This window comes from Pseudomonas cucumis (assembly GCF_030687935.1).
In the GTDB taxonomy this organism is placed as follows: Bacteria; Pseudomonadota; Gammaproteobacteria; order Pseudomonadales; family Pseudomonadaceae; genus Aquipseudomonas; species Aquipseudomonas cucumis.
This window is the reverse complement of the sequence record NZ_CP117454.1, coordinates 682,828-702,819: the sequence shown is the minus strand read 5'-3', so window position 1 is coordinate 702,819 and position 19,992 is coordinate 682,828. Positions and strand designations below refer to the sequence as shown.

General features: G+C 60.2%; 16 protein-coding genes. 12 read left to right on the top strand and 4 right to left on the bottom strand.

Annotated features, from left to right (window positions below):
- Positions 1–219 precede the first annotated feature (219 nt).
- The 4 genes from speA to PSH97_RS02995 all read right to left on the bottom strand — a co-directional run bounded on the left by speA (position 220) and on the right by PSH97_RS02995 (position 4,546).
- Complete coding sequence (gene speA, locus PSH97_RS03010) at positions 220–2,133, bottom strand: arginine decarboxylase (protein WP_008069058.1); 1,914 nt, start codon at positions 2,131–2,133, stop codon at positions 220–222.
- Positions 2,134–2,352: 219 nt separating this feature from the next.
- Positions 2,353–2,724, bottom strand: a complete 372-nt coding sequence (locus tag PSH97_RS03005; protein WP_007907444.1) for a translation initiation factor Sui1 — start codon at positions 2,722–2,724, stop codon at positions 2,353–2,355.
- 181 nt (positions 2,725–2,905) lie between these two features.
- Complete coding sequence (locus PSH97_RS03000) at positions 2,906–3,463, bottom strand: NUDIX hydrolase (protein WP_456107292.1); 558 nt, start codon at positions 3,461–3,463, stop codon at positions 2,906–2,908.
- Positions 3,464–3,478: 15 nt separating this feature from the next.
- Positions 3,479–4,546, bottom strand: a complete 1,068-nt coding sequence (locus PSH97_RS02995) for a DUF2333 family protein (RefSeq protein ID WP_305448044.1) — start codon at positions 4,544–4,546, stop codon at positions 3,479–3,481.
- A 288-nt stretch (positions 4,547–4,834) separates the two neighbouring features.
- Between PSH97_RS02995 and gcbA the strand changes: the two genes are divergently transcribed.
- From gcbA to purD, 12 genes are all read left to right on the top strand, one after another.
- Positions 4,835–6,505 (top strand): diguanylate cyclase GcbA, encoded by a 1,671-nt coding sequence (gene gcbA / locus PSH97_RS02990; RefSeq protein WP_305448043.1) that lies wholly within the window; start codon positions 4,835–4,837, stop codon positions 6,503–6,505.
- Positions 6,506–6,553: 48 nt separating this feature from the next.
- The gene (locus PSH97_RS28675; RefSeq protein ID WP_456107291.1) at positions 6,554–8,503 is read left to right on the top strand and encodes a methyl-accepting chemotaxis protein; all 1,950 of its coding nucleotides are present in this window, start codon (positions 6,554–6,556) and stop codon (positions 8,501–8,503) included.
- A 188-nt stretch (positions 8,504–8,691) separates the two neighbouring features.
- Entirely contained in the window at positions 8,692–10,431 is a 1,740-nt protein-coding gene (locus PSH97_RS02980; RefSeq protein ID WP_305448042.1) for a protein-disulfide reductase DsbD, read from the top strand.
- A 132-nt stretch (positions 10,432–10,563) separates the two neighbouring features.
- Positions 10,564–11,016 (top strand): type II 3-dehydroquinate dehydratase, encoded by a 453-nt coding sequence (aroQ, locus tag PSH97_RS02975; RefSeq protein WP_007937215.1) that lies wholly within the window; start codon positions 10,564–10,566, stop codon positions 11,014–11,016.
- Positions 11,017–11,064: 48 nt separating this feature from the next.
- Positions 11,065–11,526 (top strand): acetyl-CoA carboxylase biotin carboxyl carrier protein, encoded by a 462-nt coding sequence (gene accB, locus PSH97_RS02970; protein WP_007907430.1) that lies wholly within the window; start codon positions 11,065–11,067, stop codon positions 11,524–11,526.
- A gap of 17 nt (positions 11,527–11,543) precedes the next feature.
- The gene (gene accC / locus PSH97_RS02965) at positions 11,544–12,902 is read left to right on the top strand and encodes an acetyl-CoA carboxylase biotin carboxylase subunit (RefSeq protein WP_305448041.1); all 1,359 of its coding nucleotides are present in this window, start codon (positions 11,544–11,546) and stop codon (positions 12,900–12,902) included.
- Positions 12,903–13,082: 180 nt separating this feature from the next.
- Positions 13,083–13,961: a 50S ribosomal protein L11 methyltransferase gene (gene prmA / locus PSH97_RS02960; protein WP_305448040.1), complete on the top strand. Its 879-nt coding sequence runs from the start codon at positions 13,083–13,085 to the stop codon at positions 13,959–13,961.
- Between the two features lie 30 nt (positions 13,962–13,991).
- Positions 13,992–15,212: a DUF3426 domain-containing protein gene (locus PSH97_RS02955; protein ID WP_305448039.1), complete on the top strand. Its 1,221-nt coding sequence runs from the start codon at positions 13,992–13,994 to the stop codon at positions 15,210–15,212.
- A gap of 185 nt (positions 15,213–15,397) precedes the next feature.
- On the top strand, positions 15,398–16,408 hold the full coding sequence (gene dusB / locus PSH97_RS02950) for a tRNA dihydrouridine synthase DusB (RefSeq protein WP_305448038.1): 1,011 nt from the start codon (positions 15,398–15,400) through the stop codon (positions 16,406–16,408).
- Positions 16,405–16,725, top strand: coding sequence for a DNA-binding transcriptional regulator Fis (gene fis, locus PSH97_RS02945; RefSeq protein WP_007907419.1), 321 nt, complete (start codon positions 16,405–16,407; stop codon positions 16,723–16,725). Before dusB ends, fis begins: the two co-directional genes overlap by 4 nt.
- 81 nt (positions 16,726–16,806) lie before the next feature.
- Positions 16,807–18,414 (top strand): bifunctional phosphoribosylaminoimidazolecarboxamide formyltransferase/IMP cyclohydrolase, encoded by a 1,608-nt coding sequence (gene purH, locus PSH97_RS02940; protein ID WP_305448037.1) that lies wholly within the window; start codon positions 16,807–16,809, stop codon positions 18,412–18,414.
- A 190-nt stretch (positions 18,415–18,604) separates the two neighbouring features.
- Positions 18,605–19,900: a phosphoribosylamine--glycine ligase gene (gene purD, locus PSH97_RS02935; RefSeq protein ID WP_305448036.1), complete on the top strand. Its 1,296-nt coding sequence runs from the start codon at positions 18,605–18,607 to the stop codon at positions 19,898–19,900.
- Positions 19,901–19,992 lie beyond the last annotated feature (92 nt).

Sequence of the window (19,992 nt, the reverse complement as noted above, 5' to 3'; positions counted from 1 at the left end):
GGAGGGGCGGCTGGGGATTCTCGCTGAGAGACATGGCCGAGTAGAGTGCCGAAGTACAACTTAGGAAATGACCTACGTGAAAAGAAGACCACATCCCTTGGATAGCCCGGTGCGTGGGTCATTTCGCTTGAAAAAAGAGAAGTCCCGCACCAGGCCATCTGAAATTTCCCTCAACGAATGGAGAATTTTCAGACAACCCGATGAGAACGGAGCGTTACCTCAAGAAGACAGGTAAGACGAACGGGTCAGGCCCAGACGCAAGGCATCGAGGAACTGGGTGCGCTCGGCGGCGCTAATGCGGGCACTGGCGCACTTGTCGCGGTAGTGGGTCATCAGCTCTTCCGGCGACAAGTGCACGTAACGCAGCATGTCTTCGATGGTGTCGTGGGTTTCGATACCGGCGTGGTACACGCTGCCGTCGGCATTCTGATAGATGTTCACCGAGTCGGTGTCACCGAACAGGTTGTGCATGTCACCGAGAATTTCCTGATAGGCACCCACGAGGAAGATCCCCAGCAGATAGTCTTCACCTTCGTTCAGACCGTGTACCGGCAAGCTGGTCTCGATGCTCTGCTCGTCGACGTATTGCTTGATCTTGCCGTCGGAGTCGCAGGTCAGGTCTTGCAGCACCGCACGGCGCAGTGGCTCTTCGTCGAGACGGTGCAGCGGCAAAATCGGCAGGACCTGGCCGATGGCCCAGGTGTCCGGCAGGCTCTGGAATACCGAGAAGTTGCAGATGTACTTGTCGGCCAGCTTGTCGTTGAGTTCGTCGAGCACCTGACGGTGGGAACGCTGACGGGCCTTCAACGAGTTGTGCAAGCGGCGGCAAACGGCGAAGTAGCATTGCTCGGCCAAGGCTTTTTGCGCCAGGGTCAGTTTGCCATCGGCGTATTGAGTGGCCACGTCGCTCATGTAGTGCGTGGCGCGCCAGTAGGTCTCGGTGACCATTTCGATGTCGGTCGGGCCGAGCAGGTCAACCAGCCACTGCACGGTTTCCGGCAGCTCTTCCTTGTTGTCGATCTTCGGCACGTCGTCGTTGTGTTTCTCGACGTCGGTCACCTGCACCACCAGCATCGCGTGGTGGGCGGTCAGGGAGCGACCGCTTTCAGAGAAGATGTTCGGGTGCGGCAGGCTCTGCGCGTCGCAGAACTCCTTGAGCATCCCGACCACGACACCGGCGTAATCGTCCATGTCGTAGTTGATCGAACTGGCGTTACGCGAGTGAGTACCGTCGTAGTCCACGCCCAAGCCGCCGCCGACGTCGATGTGATCCACCGGCAGGCCAAGGTTGCGCAACTCGCCGTAGTAACGGATCGCTTCCTTGAAGCCGTGCTGGTAGTCCGCCAGGTTGGCGATCTGCGAGCCCATGTGGAAGTGCAGCAGGCGAATGCCCTGATCCAGACCGGCAGCGCGGAAACGCTCGACCACCGACAGCAGTTGCGCCGCCGACAGGCCGAACTTGGATTTTTCACCGCCGGTGTCTGCCCACTTGCTCGACGCCAGGGACGACAGACGCACGCGCAGGCCGACCTGCGGCTTGACCTTGAGCGACGCCGCTTCTTCGATCACCAGACCGACTTCGGACTCTTTCTCGATCACGATGAACACGTTGTGACCGAGCTTCTGGCCCATCAGCGCCAGACGGATGAACTCGCGGTCCTTGTAACCGTTGCAGACGATGGTGCCGCCCTTCGGCGCCAGCGCCAGTACCGCCAGCAGCTCAGGCTTGGAGCCGGCTTCCAGACCGATCGATACGTTCTGGGTGGCGATGATGTTTTCAATCACCGCTTCCTGCTGGTTGACCTTGATCGGGTACAGAGCGGTGTACTTGCTCTGGTATTCCAGGCGCTCGATGTTGGCGTCGAACGCACCGGTCAGCTGACGTACACGGTCTTGCAGGATGTCAGGGAAACGCACCAGCAACGGCAAGGACAAACCGCTTTTGCGCAGTTGATCGACTTGCTCGAAGAGGTCGATAGGCGAACTGGTCGGACCGTTCGGACGAACTTCGACGCGACCGGCGTCATTGATCGCGAAATACCCGGCCCCCCAATGGCGAATCCCGTAAACACTGCGGCTGTCCGCAACTGTCCATTGGCTGCCATCGTCTTTGCGTGTGCGTCGTACGGACATTGAAGTCCCCTATAAAGAAGTCATAGAGCGTCGCCTGGGTTCAGGCCGGCGCAGTCTAAAGAATGAAAATGACGGTTCGTCAACGAGGGGGTAGACCTCGCTGACCGCAGTGAGTTTAGAAACCGGTCATGAACAGGCTCTGTGAAAACCATGGAGACGACGCCAGGCCGAAATGAAATCAGGGCCGGATCAAGCCGCGGGTGGTTTTCACAGAGGCTGCTAGCCGCCGGACTTCTTCGCCTTGAAACCGTGTTTGATCAGCTCGGCCAAGAGTAGCTCGACATGATCGCCCTGGATTTCGATGATCCCGTCTTTCAACGCCCCACCGGTCCCACAACGTTTCTTCAACGTCGTGGCCAGATCCTTGAGCGCGTCTTCGGCCAGCGGCACGCCGGTGATGGTCGTCACCGTCTTGCCGCCACGGCCCTTGCTTTCGCGACGCACGCGAGCGATGCCGTCGCCGGCCGGGATAACGGTTTGTTTGCAGATGCAGGCATCCACCGGTTGACTGCAATCCGGGCAATGACGACCTGCGTCGGTGGAAAATACCAGGCCACCAAGGGCGGCGAAGGATGCGGCTTTTTTGGCCACCGGCAATCCTCTTGGGAGGACAAAGACTGGTCGTGGCAGGGCCATCGACCGCGAAGCCCCACTCAGGCAGGGGCAGCGCTACTGACCGGACGCCCTTACAAAAGGAGTACCGGTTCAGCTTGAAAAGGTCGCGCAGTGTAACGGCAAAAAGCCGACTTGCTAAGAGCCAATCGGCGCCAATTTATAGCTCTTTTGCGACGCCATCCCCTTGGGCGCGAAGATAGCGCTGCAAGGCCGCCAGAGAGTCCGGGCAATAAGGCTTCTGCGTGATTTCCAGCAGGACCTGATCGATCGGGATGAAGCGCGCTTCTAGCACTTCTTCCGGTTGCAGGATCAACGGGCCGTCCCACACCGCCGAAAACGCCGAACACCAGAGTCGGTTGCCGGTGTCCTCGAAGAAAAAGTGATCATGGGCAGTCAGTTCCACACCACTCACGCCCAGCTCTTCTTCCAGCTCACGAGCCGCCGATTCGGCGTAAGTCTCGGTGGCCAACACCATGCCGCCGGCCGCCACGTCCCAGTAACCGGGGTATATCGCTTTGCTCAGGGTGCGCCGGTGCACGCACAGCTCACCGGCAGAATTGAACAGCATGATGTAGGTGCCGCGGCCGATCAGCTCGCGTTCGCGCAGCTCGGAACGGACCAGAGCGCCGAGCAGGTTGTCCTGCTCGTCGACCCAGGCGATCTGTTCGGCATCGGAGGCCGCGCGATGGGCGGCCTCCCGCATGCTATCGACCAAGCTATCGGCCATGACTCAGCCCTGATTGAGCAGTTGACGCAAATCGATCACCGCGGCGTTGGCCCGGGAGATGTAGTTGGCCATGACCAGCGAGTGGTTGGCCAGCACACCGAAGCCGCTGCCGTTGAGGATCATCGGGCTCCAGACCGGCTCTTGCGAGGCTTCCAGTTCACGAATGATCTGGCGCACGCTGACCGTGGCGTTCTTCTTCGCCAGCACATCGGCGAAATCGACTTCGATGGCACGCAGCAGGTGAGACAACGCCCAGGCCTGACCGCGGGCCTCGTAGAACACGTTATCGATCTGCAGCCACGGGGTTTCGACGACTTCTTCGTCAACCTGCGGCACCTGCCCCAGCGCCGGGACTTCGGTTTTCAGCGCGGTGTTGAGCTTGACCCGGCCAACACTGGCCGACAGCCGTTGTGACAGCGAACCCAGACGGGTTCCGACATCACCCAGCCAGTTGTTCAGGTTGTCGGCGCGGGCATAGAACAGCGCACTTTTCTGGTCAGGCCCCGACAGACGTGCCTGATAGCGGCTCAGGGAATTGATGCCTTCCAGGTACTCGGATTCACTGGATGGCAGCACCCAGCTTTTGTTGTCAAAGTTGAAACGCGGCTCGGCCTTGGCCAAGTCGGCGTCTTCGGCGGACTGCGACTGGGAACGGGCGAAGTCTTTACGCAGCGCACGACTCAGGTCGCGGACCTGGACCAGCACGCCATATTCCCAGCTCGGCATGTTGTCCATCCACAGGCCCGGCGGGAAACGGTCGTTGGAAATATAGCCGCCCGGTTTGGTCAGCAAAGTGCCGGCAACGGTCTTGAGGGTTTCCACCGTGGTGTATCCGACAACCATTTGCTTGCCATCTTTCTCGGCCGCCACCTGAGCATTCTGCTGAACCGGAAACAGCGCCGGCTCCTGGCTCCAGTACCAGCCCAGCGCGATCGCCACCAACAGGTAAAGAACAATCAGAGTAGCCAGCGCCCGGCTGAACAACAGGCCGCCAAAATAACTGCGGGTGGCCGATTTCGGTTCAGCGGCACGTTCAGGCGCGCTGCCTGTGCGGTTCTTCCAGTCCAGCATGGCGGTATCCTTTCAATCACTTGAGTTCATCGGTTCGACCACAACCCTACGCCATCGTGCGTCATTTGCCCGCATTAAATCCGGCGGGACACAGCGAACCACACAATGACTGCAGCCGAGTCGCCACTATAAATGAAGCACAGCGTTGAGCCTATGCGACCAGTCGGTCAGAAACTGAATGAAGTCGCTTTGCAGATTATTGACCTACGACACTCATGCAATCGAAAAGAGGTGCTAGCATAGAGCCACCAGTCGATCTCAGCATGCACCCTAACTAGTAGTCAGGATATGACCGAGCCAGAAGACCCCAGCCGTGAGCGCCTCAAGCACCACTTTGCCCAGCGGGTAATTCATCAGGCACGTCAGATTCTTGAGATATGGCAACGCCTGCAACGCAACGAATGGTCCACCACCGACTTGTCGGAGCTGAGTGAGGCCAATCTGCGCTTGCTGCGCTTTGCCGAACGTTTCGAACAACCGGAACACACCCAGCTGGCGCGCCACATCGGCCAGTCGCTGGAAGCGGTCGATGCCAATCGCGGACGCCTGAGCAGCGGACTGATCACTGACCTCAATCGCCTGATGCAGCGCCTGTCCCGCACCGGCCTGCGCCATGGCGACCAGCTCGAACAAACCTTCCTGCCGCCGCTGCGCAAACCGATCTACGTGATGTTGCAGGATCACGACCGGGCTGAGCGGCTGGCCAAGCAACTTGAATTCTTCGGGCTCAGCGCTCAATCCCTCGACAGTGTCGCCGCGTTCCGCTCCTCGATGGTCGAGCGGTTGCCGGCGGCGATTGTCATGGACGTCGACTTCAGTGGCACCGGCATCGGCCTGAAACTGGCGGCCGAAGCCCAGGAAGGCCTCGATCAGCCCCTGCCGCTGTTGTTTTTCAGCCTGCACGAAACCGATACCCCGACCCGCCTCGCCGCCGTGCGCGCCGGTGGCCAGGAGTTCCTCACCGGCACCCTCGAAGCCTCGAGCCTGCTGGAAAAGATCGAAGTCCTGACCTGCGTCGCCCAGTACGAACCTTATAAAGTGCTGATCATCGACGACTCCCGCGCCCAAGCCTTGCACACCGAACGCCTGCTCAATAGCGCAGGGATTGTCACGCGGACCTTGATCGAACCGATCCAGGCCATGGCCGAACTGGCGGACTTCCAGCCGGACCTGATCATCCTCGACATGTACATGCCGGCCTGCACCGGTACTGAACTGGCCAAGGTGATCCGGCATAACGACCGCTATGTCAGCGTGCCGATCATTTATTTGTCGGCCGAAGACGACCTGGACAAGCAGCTCGACGCCATGAGCGAAGGCGGCGACGATTTCCTGACCAAACCGATCAAGCCACGGCACCTGATCACCACCGTGCGCAACCGCGCGGCGCGGGCGCGCAATCTGAAAGCGCGGATGGTGCGCGACAGCCTGACCGGCTTGTACAACCACACCCATATTCTGCAATTGCTCGAAGACTGTTCATTCCGCGCCCGGCGCGAAAACAAGCCGCTGAGCTTTGCGATGCTCGATATCGACCACTTCAAACGGGTCAACGACAGCCACGGCCATCCCATGGGCGACCGGGTGATCAAGAGCCTGGCGCTGTTCCTCAAGCAACGGTTGCGCAAGACCGACTTCATTGGCCGTTACGGCGGTGAAGAGTTCGCCATCGTCATGCCGGACACGGATATCGAATCGGCCTACAAGGTGCTCGATGAAATCCGCCAGCGCTTTGCCGAAATTCATTACCCGGCTCAGCCGCAGGATCTCTGGTGCACCTTCAGCGCCGGCGTCGTTGAACTGCGCGAAGACTCTGACAGCCTTCTGATGGCCAGTCAGGCAGACGAGGCGCTGTACCGCGCCAAAGACGCCGGACGCAACCGCATACAAGCCGCGCGAGAGTCAAAGCAAAGTGCCACTTTTTCATCGGAATCGACCCATTCGGTCATAACTTTGTAATAGAAACGCAATAACTTCAGGCACTTACCATTCTGCCGTTGGTAGACCATGATGCGCCTGAAGCTGTTGACCAATCTCAATACCCTCCTTCTGGTCGCCGTGTGCGTGGCCCTTGGCGCCACGCTCTGGTGGTCGCAAAAAGCCCTGGAACGCCCTTATCTGTTGATGGAGCGTTACTTGGGTCTGTCTCAGCAGTTTCAAAATGAAGTGGCGCGCAACGTCGAGGATTACCTGGCCAGCGGCGATGCCCTGCGCCTGAGCAGCGCCAGCCAGGCCATCGGTAGCCTGCAAAAGGAACTCGGTGAGTTGCCACCGGTATTGGCTGACACCTTGCGTCCGAGCCTGACGAATCTGGATGAATTCAGCAAAACTGATCTGTTGGCCGCTGGCAAACTCGCTGGCGACCCGCAAGCACTGCTGCTGCAAGCCGAACGCGAACTCGGTGCCAGTCTTGATCAGATCAGCCAATACGCCAGCGGCAACGCGGCGTACCTGACGCCCTTGCTGATTGCCTCCCAGCACTTGGGCAAATTGTCCTTGGCTCGGGACAAACTGGTCAGCAGTGGTCGCAGCGAACTGGCCGCTGATGTCGAACGCGAAGTCGCTAACATCCACACTCAAGCCGAGCAACTGGACGCTTTACCGCTGCTGGGTGTGACCGCCAGCACCGAATCGAACACCGATGATTTCGCCGCGATGATGGGTTTGGATAACACCGAGAAAACCGTCGCCGAAGATGCCGGCGTCGGCCTCAAGCGAGAACTCAACAGCCTGCTCACCCGCTACCCTTCGGAACTGGCGCGCACTCGCGAACAGATCCAGAAACGTACCGACCTCAGCACCGCGACGCACTTGAAAATCGCCGCCGTGCAGCAGTCCATCGCCGGGCTGGAACCGGTGGTGCGCGCCCAGCACGGGCAGATCCAGAGCGAAGTGCGGTTGATGCAAGGAGTGATGATCGGGCTGATCCTGCTGATCGCATTGCTCATCGATACCTTGCAGCGACGCCTGGCCAGAACCCTGACCAACCTCGCCCCGGCGCTGTCGACCTGGGCCGAAGGTGACTTCAGCCGCGACATTCAACTGGGCGCGACCAACCGCGAACTGCATGACATTCAAGCCTCGCTCAATCGCTTGCGCGCTTATCTGGTCGACCTGGTGGGCACCATTCGCCTCAACGCCGAGCAGGTCGCCGGCAGCAGCCGAACGTTGGCCGAATTAAGCAATGACCTGCACAGCGGCGCCGAGCATCAGGCCGGCGACACTGCGTTGATCCGCGATTCTCTCGGTGAACTCGAGGCGACAATTCAACAAGTCGCCGGTGACGCCAGCCAGGCTGCCGATGCCAGTCGTCATGCGGGACTGGCGGTGGAACACGGTCAGAAAGTGATAGGCCTGAGCCTCAATGGGCTGCATGCGCTGGTGGGCGAAGTGCAAGGCAACGCGCAGATGATCGAACATCTGGCTGAAGAGTCGGCGACCATCGGCGGCGTGCTGACAGTGATCCGCTCGATTGCCGACCAGACCAACCTGCTGGCCCTGAACGCCGCCATCGAAGCGGCCCGCGCCGGAGAAATGGGCCGAGGGTTTGCGGTGGTGGCCGAAGAAGTTCGCTCACTGGCACAACGCACCGCCGGGGCCACCGCCGAGATCCAGACCCTGATCGCCGGCCTGCAAACCGCCGCGCGGCAATCGGTCGAAGGCATGCGCGCCCAGGTCGAACACGCCGAAGCCACGGCCAATCAGGCCCAGGCGGCTGACGGTGCGCTGGATAAAATCGTCGGGGCGATCCAGACCATTTCCGACACCGCCGTGCGCATTGCCGATGTCACCGCCCAGCAGAGCGGCGCTGTCAGCGAAATCCGCGATCACAGTGAGCGGATTCATCAATTGGGTGGGGATAACCTGCTGCGCATCGGCGAGGGGCGTGAGCAAGGGGAGAATTTGTTGGTGCTGGGCGGGCGGTTGCATACAGCCGTTCAGGCCTTTCGGGTCTGACAGTTTCTCTTCCCAATGATCGTTCCCACGCTCTGCGTGGGAATGCCTCAATAGATGCTCTGCGTCCGCTGTTGGGACGCAGAGCGTCCCGGGCTGCATTCCCACGCAGAGCGTGGGAACGATCATGCCTCCTGCATACCCTTCCGACGTCCGCTATCATGCCCACACTTTCGATACGCGAGATTGTCATGCGCCGTTTGCTCTGCCTGTTGTTTTTAGTGCTCGCCCTGCCGGCCTTTGCCGCCGGGTTGCTGGACAGTCGGCCCAGTTCCACGCTGGGTTCGATCAACAACAGCGCCGACTTCCTGCCGGTGCGCGAAGCCTTTAAGTTGAGCCTGGTAGAAAGCACGCCGCAATCAATCAAGCTGCGCTTCGTCGCCACCGAAGGTTATTACCTCTATCGCCATCGCTTCCAGTTTCGCGCCGACCCGGCCGACATTGGCCTCGGTGCGGCGCAACTGCCCAAGGGCGAACAAAAACACGATGAGTACTTCGGCGATGTCGAGGTTTATCACGGCATTCTCGACATAGAACTGCCGCGCACGGATTCCCGCGCCTTTACGCTGGCCGTGAGCTATCAGGGCTGCGCCGACAAAGGCCTCTGTTACCCACCCGAGACCGAGCGCCTGGCTATTGATGGCAGCGGCGCCGCGACCACAACCTGGGACTGGCGCGAACTGGCGCTGTTTTTCCTCGCCGGTGTTGGCCTGACCTTCACCCCCTGCGTGCTGCCGATGCTGCCAATCCTCTCCGGGGTGGTCCTGCGCGGGCAGGTCGGCGGTTTACGCGGCTTCAACCTGTCGCTGGCTTATGTGCTGCCGATGGCCGTGTGTTTCGCCCTGCTCGGTGCCTTGATGGGAATGTTCGGCGCACAGCTCAATCTTCAGGCGCGCTTACAGTCGGCCTGGGTGCTGGTGCCATTCGCGATGTTTTTCGCGGTGTTTGCATTGGCCATGTTTGGCGTCTTCGAACTGAAACTCCCCCACGCCATCAGTAGCCGCCTGGACCGGATTGCCGGGCGTACCGAAGGCGGCTCACTGTGGGGCGCGGCGGTGCTGGGCGTGGTGTCGAGCCTGCTGGTTTCGCCTTGTGTATCGGCACCGTTGGCCGGCGCGCTGCTGTACATCAGCGCCAGTGGCGACGCTCTGGGCGGCGGCTTGAAATTGTTCATGCTCGGCCTGGGCATGGGCGCGCCGCTGTTGCTGGTGGCGACCGGTGGCGCGGCCTGGTTGCCGAAAAGCGGCCCGTGGCTGATCTACGTGAAAAACGCGATTGGGGTGCTACTGCTGGGGCTGGCGATTGCTTTGCTCAGTCGGGTATTGCCGGGCCAGATCACCTTGCTGTTGATCGGCTTGCTCGCCGGCGGCGTCGGGTTATTTATGGGCGCGCTGGAATTTGTCTATAAACCGCCGAGAAAACGCCTGGGACAATTGCTCGGGATGCTCCTGCTGTTTTATGCCCTGGCCTGTTGGTACGGCGCGTTCAGTGGCCAGACCGACCCGCTCAACCCCATCGGCCAACCGCGCATTGTCGTGGACAACGGTCAACCGCAAATCGTCGGCAACTGGCAAACCATCACCACTCCAGCGGAACTGGACCGCGTCCTCGCCGAAGCCAAATCCTCCGGCACGCCGCTGCTGCTCGACTGGTACGCCGACTGGTGCATCAGTTGCAAAGTCATCGAACACGAAGTTCTCAACGATGCCAAGGTCATCGAAAGCCTCAAAGGCTATCGATTGATCCGTTTCGACATCACCGCCAGCAATGTCGAACAACGCGCCCTACTCGACCGCTACACGCTATTCGGCCCTCCGGCGCTGATGTTTTTTGGTAAAGATGGCGTCGAACGTGCCGATGTGCGGGTGATCGGTGAGATCAGCGCGAAGAACTTCGCCGAACGTGTTGCGAAAGCAAATGACCGGAATTAATTACCTGGTCACATATTTCGCGTAAACATCGGCCATCGTGCCGGCTATTGCATAGAACTGGACAGTCACAAAGGCTTTGCGGCATAGTCGCCTGGTTCTGACAATTGCACACAGATGACAAAGGAGCAGCAGATGGCGACCCTATTGGTTTTACACGGCCCCAACCTGAACTTGCTCGGCACCCGGGAACCGGGCGTCTACGGTGCAACAACGCTGGCGCAGATCAATCAGGATCTGGAACAGCGGGCACGCAATGCCGGCCACCATTTGCTCTACCTGCAAAGCAACGCCGAGTACGAATTGATCGATCGCATCCACGCTGCTCGCGGCGAAGGTGTGGACTTCATTCTGATCAATCCAGCAGCTTTTACGCATACAAGTGTCGCATTACGTGACGCGCTGCTGGCCGTGAGCATCCCATTCATCGAAGTGCATTTGTCTAACGTGCACAAACGCGAACCTTTCCGCCATCACTCTTACTTCTCCGACGTTGCGGTGGGAGTGATCTGCGGCCTTGGCGCCAGCGGTTATCGACTGGCCCTGGAGGCCGCACTAGAGCAGCTTGAAAGACAGGCAACGGCTTGAACAACAAGCGTTAAACGCCCCTGACCGACCCTTGGGAGTTGATGATTCATGGATATCCGTAAAGTTAAGAAACTGATCGAATTGCTGGAAGAGTCCGGTATCGACGAACTCGAGATCAAGGAAGGCGAAGAGTCCGTACGCATCAGCCGTCACAGCAAGACGCCGGCTCAGCAGTACTACGCTCCCGCTCCTATGCATGCTCCGGCGCCTGCGCCTGTTGCTGCTGCTCCGGTTGCCGCCGCGGCTCCTGCTGCTCCGGCTGCCCCAACGCTGAACGGCAACGTTGCCCGTTCGCCGATGGTCGGCACTTTCTATCGCAAATCTTCGCCGTCCTCGCCGTCCTTCGTTGAAGTCGGCCAGACCGTGAAGAAAGGCGACACCCTGTGCATCGTCGAAGCCATGAAGATGATGAACCACATCGAAGCTGAAGCCAGCGGTGTGATCGAATCCATCCTCGTCGAAGACGGCCAGCCGGTTGAGTACGACCAACCGCTGTTCACCATCGTTTGAACCGCGGAGAAACTTTGATGACTGCGAAGTTGGAAAAAGTTCTGATCGCCAACCGCGGTGAGATTGCCCTGCGGATTCTGCGTGCCTGCAAAGAGATGGGCATCAAGACTGTCGCCGTTTATTCCAAGGCCGACAAAGAGCTGATGCACCTGGGACTGGCAGACGAATCCGTCTGCATCGGTCCGGCCTCGGCCGCGCACTCTTACCTGCACATTCCGGCCATCATCGCCGCTGCTGAAGTGACTGGCGCTACCGCCATCCACCCAGGCTACGGCTTCCTTGCGGAAAACGCCGACTTTGCCGAACAGGTCGAGAACTCCGGGTTCGCGTTCATTGGCCCGAAAGCCGAGACCATCCGCCTGATGGGCGACAAGGTATCGGCCAAGCACGCCATGATCGCTGCCGGCGTGCCGACCGTTCCGGGTTCCGACGGCCCACTGCCTGAAGACGAAGAAACCGCTCTGCGCATCGGTCGCGAAGTCGGTTACCCAGTGATCATCAAAGCCGCTGGCGGCGGTGGTGGTCGCGGGATGCGCGTAGTTCACAAGGAAGAAGACCTGATCTCCTCGGCGAAACTGACCCGCTCCGAAGCGGGCGCAGCGTTCGGCAACCCGATGGTCTATCTGGAAAAATTCCTGACCAACCCACGCCACGTGGAAGTTCAGGTGCTTTCCGATGGCCAGGGCCATGCGATTCATCTGGGTGACCGCGATTGCTCGCTGCAACGTCGCCACCAGAAGGTTCTCGAAGAAGCGCCGGCACCGGGCATCGACGAGAACGCGCGCGAAGAAGTCCTCGCACGCTGCGTCAGGGCTTGTATCGACATTGGCTATCGTGGCGCTGGCACCTTCGAGTTCCTGTACGAAAACGGCCACTTCTACTTCATCGAGATGAATACTCGTGTCCAGGTAGAGCACCCGGTTTCGGAAATGGTCACCGGCATCGACATCGTCAAGGAGATGCTCAGCATCGCCGCTGGCAACAAGTTGTCGTACACCCAGAATGACGTCGTTATCCGCGGTCATGCGCTGGAATGCCGGATCAACGCCGAAGACCCGAAAACGTTCATGCCTAGCCCAGGCACGGTCAAGCATTTCCACGCTCCAGGCGGCAACGGCGTTCGCGTCGATTCGCACCTGTACAGTGGCTATGCCGTTCCGCCGAACTACGATTCGTTGATCGGCAAGCTGATCACCTACGGCGCAACCCGTGATGAAGCCATGGCGCGCATGCGCAATGCGCTGGACGAAATCGTTGTCGACGGGATCAAGACCAACATCCCGCTGCACCGCGATCTGGTCCGTGATGCTGGCTTCTGCGAGGGCGGAGTCAACATCCACTACCTGGAACACAAGCTGGCTGGCGAAAAGCATTAAGCAGTGATCCATACCAACAAAGCCGCTTTCGAGCGGCTTTGTTGTTTCTGGACATTGCCCCGGCCCTACAAAAAAGCATGCACGTATCGGCCTTGTCGTCTTCTGCCTCGCGCTCGCGTAAACTTGCGCGCTTCTCGCAGCCCGCTAGGCTGCAATCTATATTTTTCAAAGGTGCCCGCCATGCCTTGGCTGCAAGTCCGTCTCGCCATCAGCCCAGAACAAGCCGAAACCTACGAAGACGCTTTCCTGGAAGTGGGCGCCGTATCGGTGACTTTCATGGACGCCGAAGATCAGCCGATTTTCGAGCCGGAACTCAATACCACCCCGCTGTGGTCGCACACGCACCTGCTGGCGCTGTTCGAAGGTGGTACCGAAGCCTCCAGCGTGCTGGCCCATCTCGAGTTGCTGACCGGCAGCCCGTTGCCGGAGCATCACAGCGAAGTGATCGAAGACCAGGACTGGGAACGCAGCTGGATGGACGGTTTCCAGCCGATGCGTTTCGGCCAGCGCCTGTGGATCGTGCCGAGCTGGCACGCCGCGCCGGAGCCTGACGCGGTGAACCTGTTGCTAGACCCAGGCTTGGCGTTCGGCACTGGCACTCACCCGACCACTGCGCTGTGCCTGGAATGGCTCGACGGTCAGGACCTGAAAGGTTGCAACGTGCTCGATTTCGGTTGCGGTTCGGGGATTCTGGCGATTGCCGCGCTGTTGCTGGGCGCCAAGCAAGCCGTCGGCACCGACATCGACGTACAGGCGCTGGAAGCCTCCCGCGACAATGCCGGTCGCAACAATATTGCTGACGAACTCTTCCCGCTGTATTTGCCGCAAGACCTGCCACAGGTTCAGGCCGACGTGCTGGTGGCCAACATTCTTGCCGGCCCGCTGGTTTCGCTGGCGCCGCAACTGTCTAGCCTGGTCAAGCCGGGCGGTCGCTTGGCGCTGTCGGGCATCCTCGCCGAACAAGGTGAAGAAGTCGCCGCCGCCTACGCTCAGGACTTTGATCTGGACCCGATTGCCAATCGCGACGGCTGGGTACGCATTACTGGCCGTCGGCGCTAGAATGAGCGCCTGCATAAACCGGATTGCCGCATGACCGACAGCTTCGTCACTCAGTGCCCGCATTGCCAAACCAGCTTCCGCGTCAGCCATGCTCAGTTGAGCGTGGCCCGTGGAGTGGTTCGTTGCGGCTCGTGCTTGCAGGTGTTCAACGCCGCCAAGCAGTTGCTCGAGCAGCGGGCCGGCAAGGAGACGGTCAAACCGGTTGCACCGGCGCCCGTCGAACCGCCCGTGCAGCGAGCCATCAGCCAAAAGCAATGGACCGCTGCGGAAATGGATCTGGACAGCCTGGATCTCGACGAAGAGCTCGCCCGGCTTGAACAGCGGGAAATCCAGCCAACAACGGAATTCACTCGGCCCCGCGAAGACAGCCTCAGCGCTCGCCGCGATACCACCGAGCACGACCAGGCCCCCTGGTCCGACAGTCTCTTCAGTGAATCGGCCGCCGATCGTGCAAAAACCGCCGACGCGCCCACGCCAGAACCGACGATCGAGCCGAGCAAACACTCGCGCACCGAGCCTTCGCTGTCGCTGGAGCCCGCGGATCTGGACGACGAACCCGAGATCCAACAGCTGCGCCTGCACGACCCGCTCGACGCCCCGATCCCCTTTGGCAGCCTGTCGGCGACTCCCGATGAAGTCGACGACGACCTGCCCTCGGTCGAGCCCCTGCGCAAGCGACGCGAACGCAGCGGGCCGGCTCTGCGCGCGGAAGAGCTGGAGGATCTGACCGACGACCCGTTGCAACTGGACTGGCAAAAACGTCGCTCACCCTGGGGCCGGCGCTTTTTCTGGCTGTTGCTGATCCTGCTCGGCGCCGCCGGCCTCGCCGGTCAATACGTCGCCTACCACTTCGACGAACTGGCGCGCCAGGACCAGTACCGTCCGTGGTTCCAGCAACTGTGCCCGCAGATCGGCTGCACCGTGCCATCCAAAGTCGACATCGCGAAGGTCAAAAGCAGCAATCTGGTGGTCCGCAGCCACCCGGACTTCAACGGCGCCCTGGTGGTCGATGCCATCATCTACAACCGTGCGCCCTTCTCCCAGCCCTTCCCGCTGCTGGAGCTGCGTTTTGCAGACCTCAACGGCCACCTGATCGCCAGCCGTCGCTTCAAGCCCGGCGAGTACCTCAACGGCGACCTCGAAGGCCAGGCGGAAATGCCGCCGCAAACGCCGATCCACATCGCGCTGGACATTCTCGACCCAGGCCCCAAAGCGGTGAACTACAGCCTGAGCTTCCATTCGCCCGAGTGAAACACTCAAGCGTTGCAGGCTTGACGGCGGTTTCCTGACTTTGGCCGTTCAAACCAAACCGCTGGCGATAACGAATTAGTTGTTCAGATTTTGTTCAATTCAGCCTTTATCCAGTCATCGAGAGCGGGTATCATGCCAACCCTTTTTCGAACTCTCATGATCCGGCCCCACAACAGGGAAGTCCTATGTCGGCGGTACGCATCGGTCCATATACATTGCACAACGGCTTGATCCTCGCCCCCATGGCGGGCGTCACCGACCAGCCCTTTCGTCAGCTGTGCAAACGACTGGGCGCGGGCCTTGTAGTCTCGGAAATGGTCACCAGCGACATGAGCTTGTGGAACACCCGCAAATCGCGGATGCGCATGATCCACGAAGGCGATCCCGAGCCCCGCTCGGTACAGATCGCTGGCGGAGATGCGCAGATGCTGGCGGATGCAGCCCGGGCCAACGTTGAACTGGGCGCACAGATTATTGATATCAACATGGGCTGTCCGGCGAAGAAGGTCTGCAACAAGGCCGCCGGCTCCGCCCTGTTGAAAGATGAAGCGTTGGTGACCGAGATCCTGCAGGCCGTGGTGGCCGCAGTCGATGTGCCGGTCACCCTGAAGATCCGCACCGGCTGGGACCGGGCGAACAAGAACGGCCTGACCGTGGCGAAGATCGCCGAACAGGCAGGCATTACGGCGTTGGCGGTGCATGGCCGCACCCGTGCAGATCTGTACACCGGTGAAGCCGAGTACGACACCATTGCCGCGATCAAGCAGGCGGTGTCGATCCCGGTCTTCGCCAATGGCGATATCGATTCGCCCGAGAAGGCCCGGCACGTCCTCGACGCGACCGGTGCCGATGGCCTGTTGGTAGGTCGGGCTGCCCAGGGGCAGCCATGGATTTTTCGTGAAATCGACCATTATCTGCGTACCGGCGAAAAACTCCCGGCACCGGAACTGATCGAGGTGGAACGTATTCTGCTTGAGCATCTGGCTGCGCTGCATGCCTTCTATGGCGACGTCATGGGCGTGCGCATAGCTCGCAAGCATGTGGGCTGGTATCTCGCAACCTTGCCGGGCGCCAGGGAGTTCCGCGCCCACTTCAATCGTTTGGAAGATACGGAAGCACAATGCGCCTACGTTCGGGCCTTCTTCGCCGAACGCTACAAGAGCCTGACAGGGGACGGAGAAGGGGTGGCTGCATGACGATGATGACCGAGACTTTAGTGAGTGGAACAACACCCGTGAGCGACAACGTGAATTTGAAACAGCACCTCAACACGCCGAGCGAAGAAGGTCAGACCCTTCGCGGGAGTGTCGAGAAGGCGCTGCACAATTATTTCGCCCACCTTGAGGGCGCTGCCGTCACGGATGTGTACAACCTGGTGCTTTCCGAAGTCGAGGCTCCCCTGCTCGAATGCGTGATGAACTACGTCAAGGGCAACCAGACCAAGGCCAGTGAGCTGCTCGGGCTGAACCGGGGCACCCTGCGCAAGAAACTCAAGCAGTACGATTTGCTGTAAGCATTCAATCAAACCAGAAAGGCGCCCGCGTAAAACCGGTCGCCTTTTTTGCTGACTCCTTTGCTTTTGATGGAAATTGAAATGACCGACCAGACTACCCGCCTGCCGATCCGCCGCGCCTTGATCAGCGTTTCCGACAAGACCGGGATCCTTGAATTCGCCAAGGAGCTCGAAGCCCTGGGCGTCGAGATCCTTTCCACCGGCGGGACGTTCAAGCTGCTACGTGACAACGGTGTTGCCGCAGTGGAAGTCGCGGATTACACCGGTTTCGCAGAAATGATGGACGGTCGGGTGAAAACCCTGCACCCGAAAATCCACGGCGGGATCCTCGGTCGTCGCGGTATCGACGACGCCATCATGAACGAGCACGGCATCAAGCCGATCGATCTGGTTGCGGTCAACCTGTACCCGTTCGAAGCCACCATCAACAAGCCAGGCTGCGACCTGCCGACCGCCATCGAAAACATCGACATCGGCGGCCCGACCATGGTCCGTTCGGCAGCCAAGAACCACAAAGACGTAGCTATCGTGGTTAATGCCAGCGATTACGCCAACGTCCTGGAAAGCCTCAAGGCCGGCGGCCTGACCTACGCTCAGCGTTTCGACCTGATGCTCAAGGCCTTCGAACACACCGCCGCCTATGACGGCATGATCGCCAACTACATGGGCACCGTGAACCAGGCGGCTGAAACCCTCAGCACAGAAGGTCGCAGCGAATTCCCGCGCACCTTCAACAGCCAGTTCATCAAGGCCCAGGAAATGCGCTACGGCGAGAACCCGCACCAGAGCGCGGCGTTCTACGTTGAAGCCAAGCCTGCGGAAGTCGGCATCGCCACCGCGACCCAACTGCAAGGCAAAGAGCTGTCGTTCAACAACGTGGCCGACACCGACGCGGCGCTGGAATGTGTGAAGAGCTTCGTCAAGCCGGCCTGCGTGATCGTCAAGCACGCCAACCCGTGCGGCGTGGCCGTTAGCCCGGACGCTGAAGGCGGCATCCGTCAGGCTTACGAACTGGCCTACGCCACCGACACCGAATCGGCGTTTGGCGGCATCATCGCGTTCAACCGCGAGCTGGATGCTGAAACCGCCAAGGCCATCGTCGAGCGTCAGTTCGTCGAAGTGATCATCGCCCCTAGCGTCAGCGAAGAAGCTCGCGCCATCGTTGCTGCCAAAGCCAACGTACGCCTGCTGGCCTGCGGCGAGTGGTCAGCTGATCGCGCTCCGGCCTGGGACTACAAACGCGTCAATGGCGGTTTGCTGGTGCAGAGCCGCGACATCGGCATGATCAGCAGCGAAGACCTGAAAGTGGTGACCAAGCGCGCACCAACCGAACAGGAAATCAACGACCTGATCTTCGCCTGGAAAGTCGCCAAGTACGTTAAATCCAACGCCATCGTCTACGCCAAGAACCGTCAGACCATCGGTGTCGGCGCCGGCCAGATGAGCCGCGTGAACTCCGCGCGTATTGCCGCGATCAAGGCTGAACACGCCGGGTTGCAGGTAGCAGGCTCGGTGATGGCCTCCGACGCCTTTTTCCCGTTCCGTGATGGTCTGGACAACGCGGCCAAGGTCGGCATCACTGCGGTGATCCAGCCGGGCGGCTCGATGCGTGATAACGAAGTGATTGCTGCTGCCGATGAAGCCGGTATCGCCATGGTATTCACCGGCATGCGCCACTTCCGTCACTAACTAGACGACGGCCGCACTGAAGCCGGCATCTGCTGCGTTGGAGCCGACCTCGATGATGCTCATTGCCAAAAGGCAACTCCGCTCATCGAGGTCGACTCCGCCTTGCATCTACCGACGTCATTGCGACCTCCTACAGCGTGAAGCGCTTTAGGTTCTAAAAACAGAATTAGCGTCATCCGAGGTTTTTGAAATGAATGTTTTGATCATTGGCAGCGGTGGCCGTGAACACGCCCTGGCCTGGAAAGTGGCTCAGGATCCGCGCGTGCAGAAAGTTTTCGTTGCCCCGGGCAACGCCGGCACCGCCATTGAAGCCAAGTGCGAGAACGTCTCTATCGACGTGCTGGCCCTCGAGCAGCTTGCAGATTTCGCGGAGAAAAACGTTTCCCTCACCATCGTCGGCCCGGAAGTGCCGCTGGTCGCCGGTGTCGTCGATCTGTTCCGCTCCCGTGGCCTGGATTGCTTCGGCCCGACCGCTGGCGCTGCTCAGCTGGAAGGTTCGAAAGCCTTCACCAAAGACTTCCTGGCACGCCACAAGATTCCGACTGCCGATTACCAGAACTTCACCGAGATCGAGCCGGCCCTGGCTTATCTGCGTGAAAAAGGCGCACCGATCGTGATCAAGGCCGATGGCCTGGCCGCCGGTAAAGGCGTGATCGTGGCCATGACCCTGGGCGAAGCCGAAGACGCGGTGCGCGACATGCTCGCCGGCAACGCGTTTGGCGACGCCGGCTCCCGCGTGGTGATCGAAGAGTTCCTGGACGGCGAAGAAGCCAGCTTCATCGTCATGGTCGACGGCAAGAACGTATTGCCGATGGCCACCAGCCAGGACCACAAACGCGTCGGCGACGGCGATACCGGCCCGAACACCGGCGGCATGGGCGCTTACTCCCCGGCACCGGTCGTCACGGCCGAAGTCCATCAGCGGGTCATGGACCTTGTGATCTGGCCGACCGTGCGTGGCATGGCCGAGGAAGGTAACGTTTATACCGGCTTCCTCTATGCTGGCTTGATGATCGACAAGGCTGGTAATCCAAAAGTTATCGAGTTCAACTGCCGTTTCGGCGATCCTGAAACCCAACCGGTGATGCTGCGCTTGCAGTCGAGCCTGGTGTTGCTGGTCGAGGCGGCTCTGGCGCAAGCGCTGGACAAGGTCGAAGCGCAATGGGATCCACGTCCGAGCGTCGGCATTGTATTGGCCGCGGGCGGGTATCCGGGTGACTACGCCAAAGGCGCTGCCATCAACGGCCTGGACGCAGCCGCGACACTGGAAGGCAAAGTCTTTCATGCCGGCACTGCGCTCAAGAACGGTCAAGTGGTGACCGCCGGTGGTCGAGTGCTGTGCGCTACCGCCATGGGCACCAGCGTCGATGCAGCCCAGCAGCAGGCTTACAAACTGGCGGCTAAAATCGACTGGGAAGGCTGCTTCTACCGCAAGGACATTGGCTACCGCGCCATTGCCCGCGAGCGTGGCGAAAATCAGGAATAAGCCATCCATCCGGCCAGGCAAGGGCTTGCGGCCCTTGCCTGACTATTCCGGCGCCGCGCATAGTTATACTCTGGCATCAACCTATGAAGGGA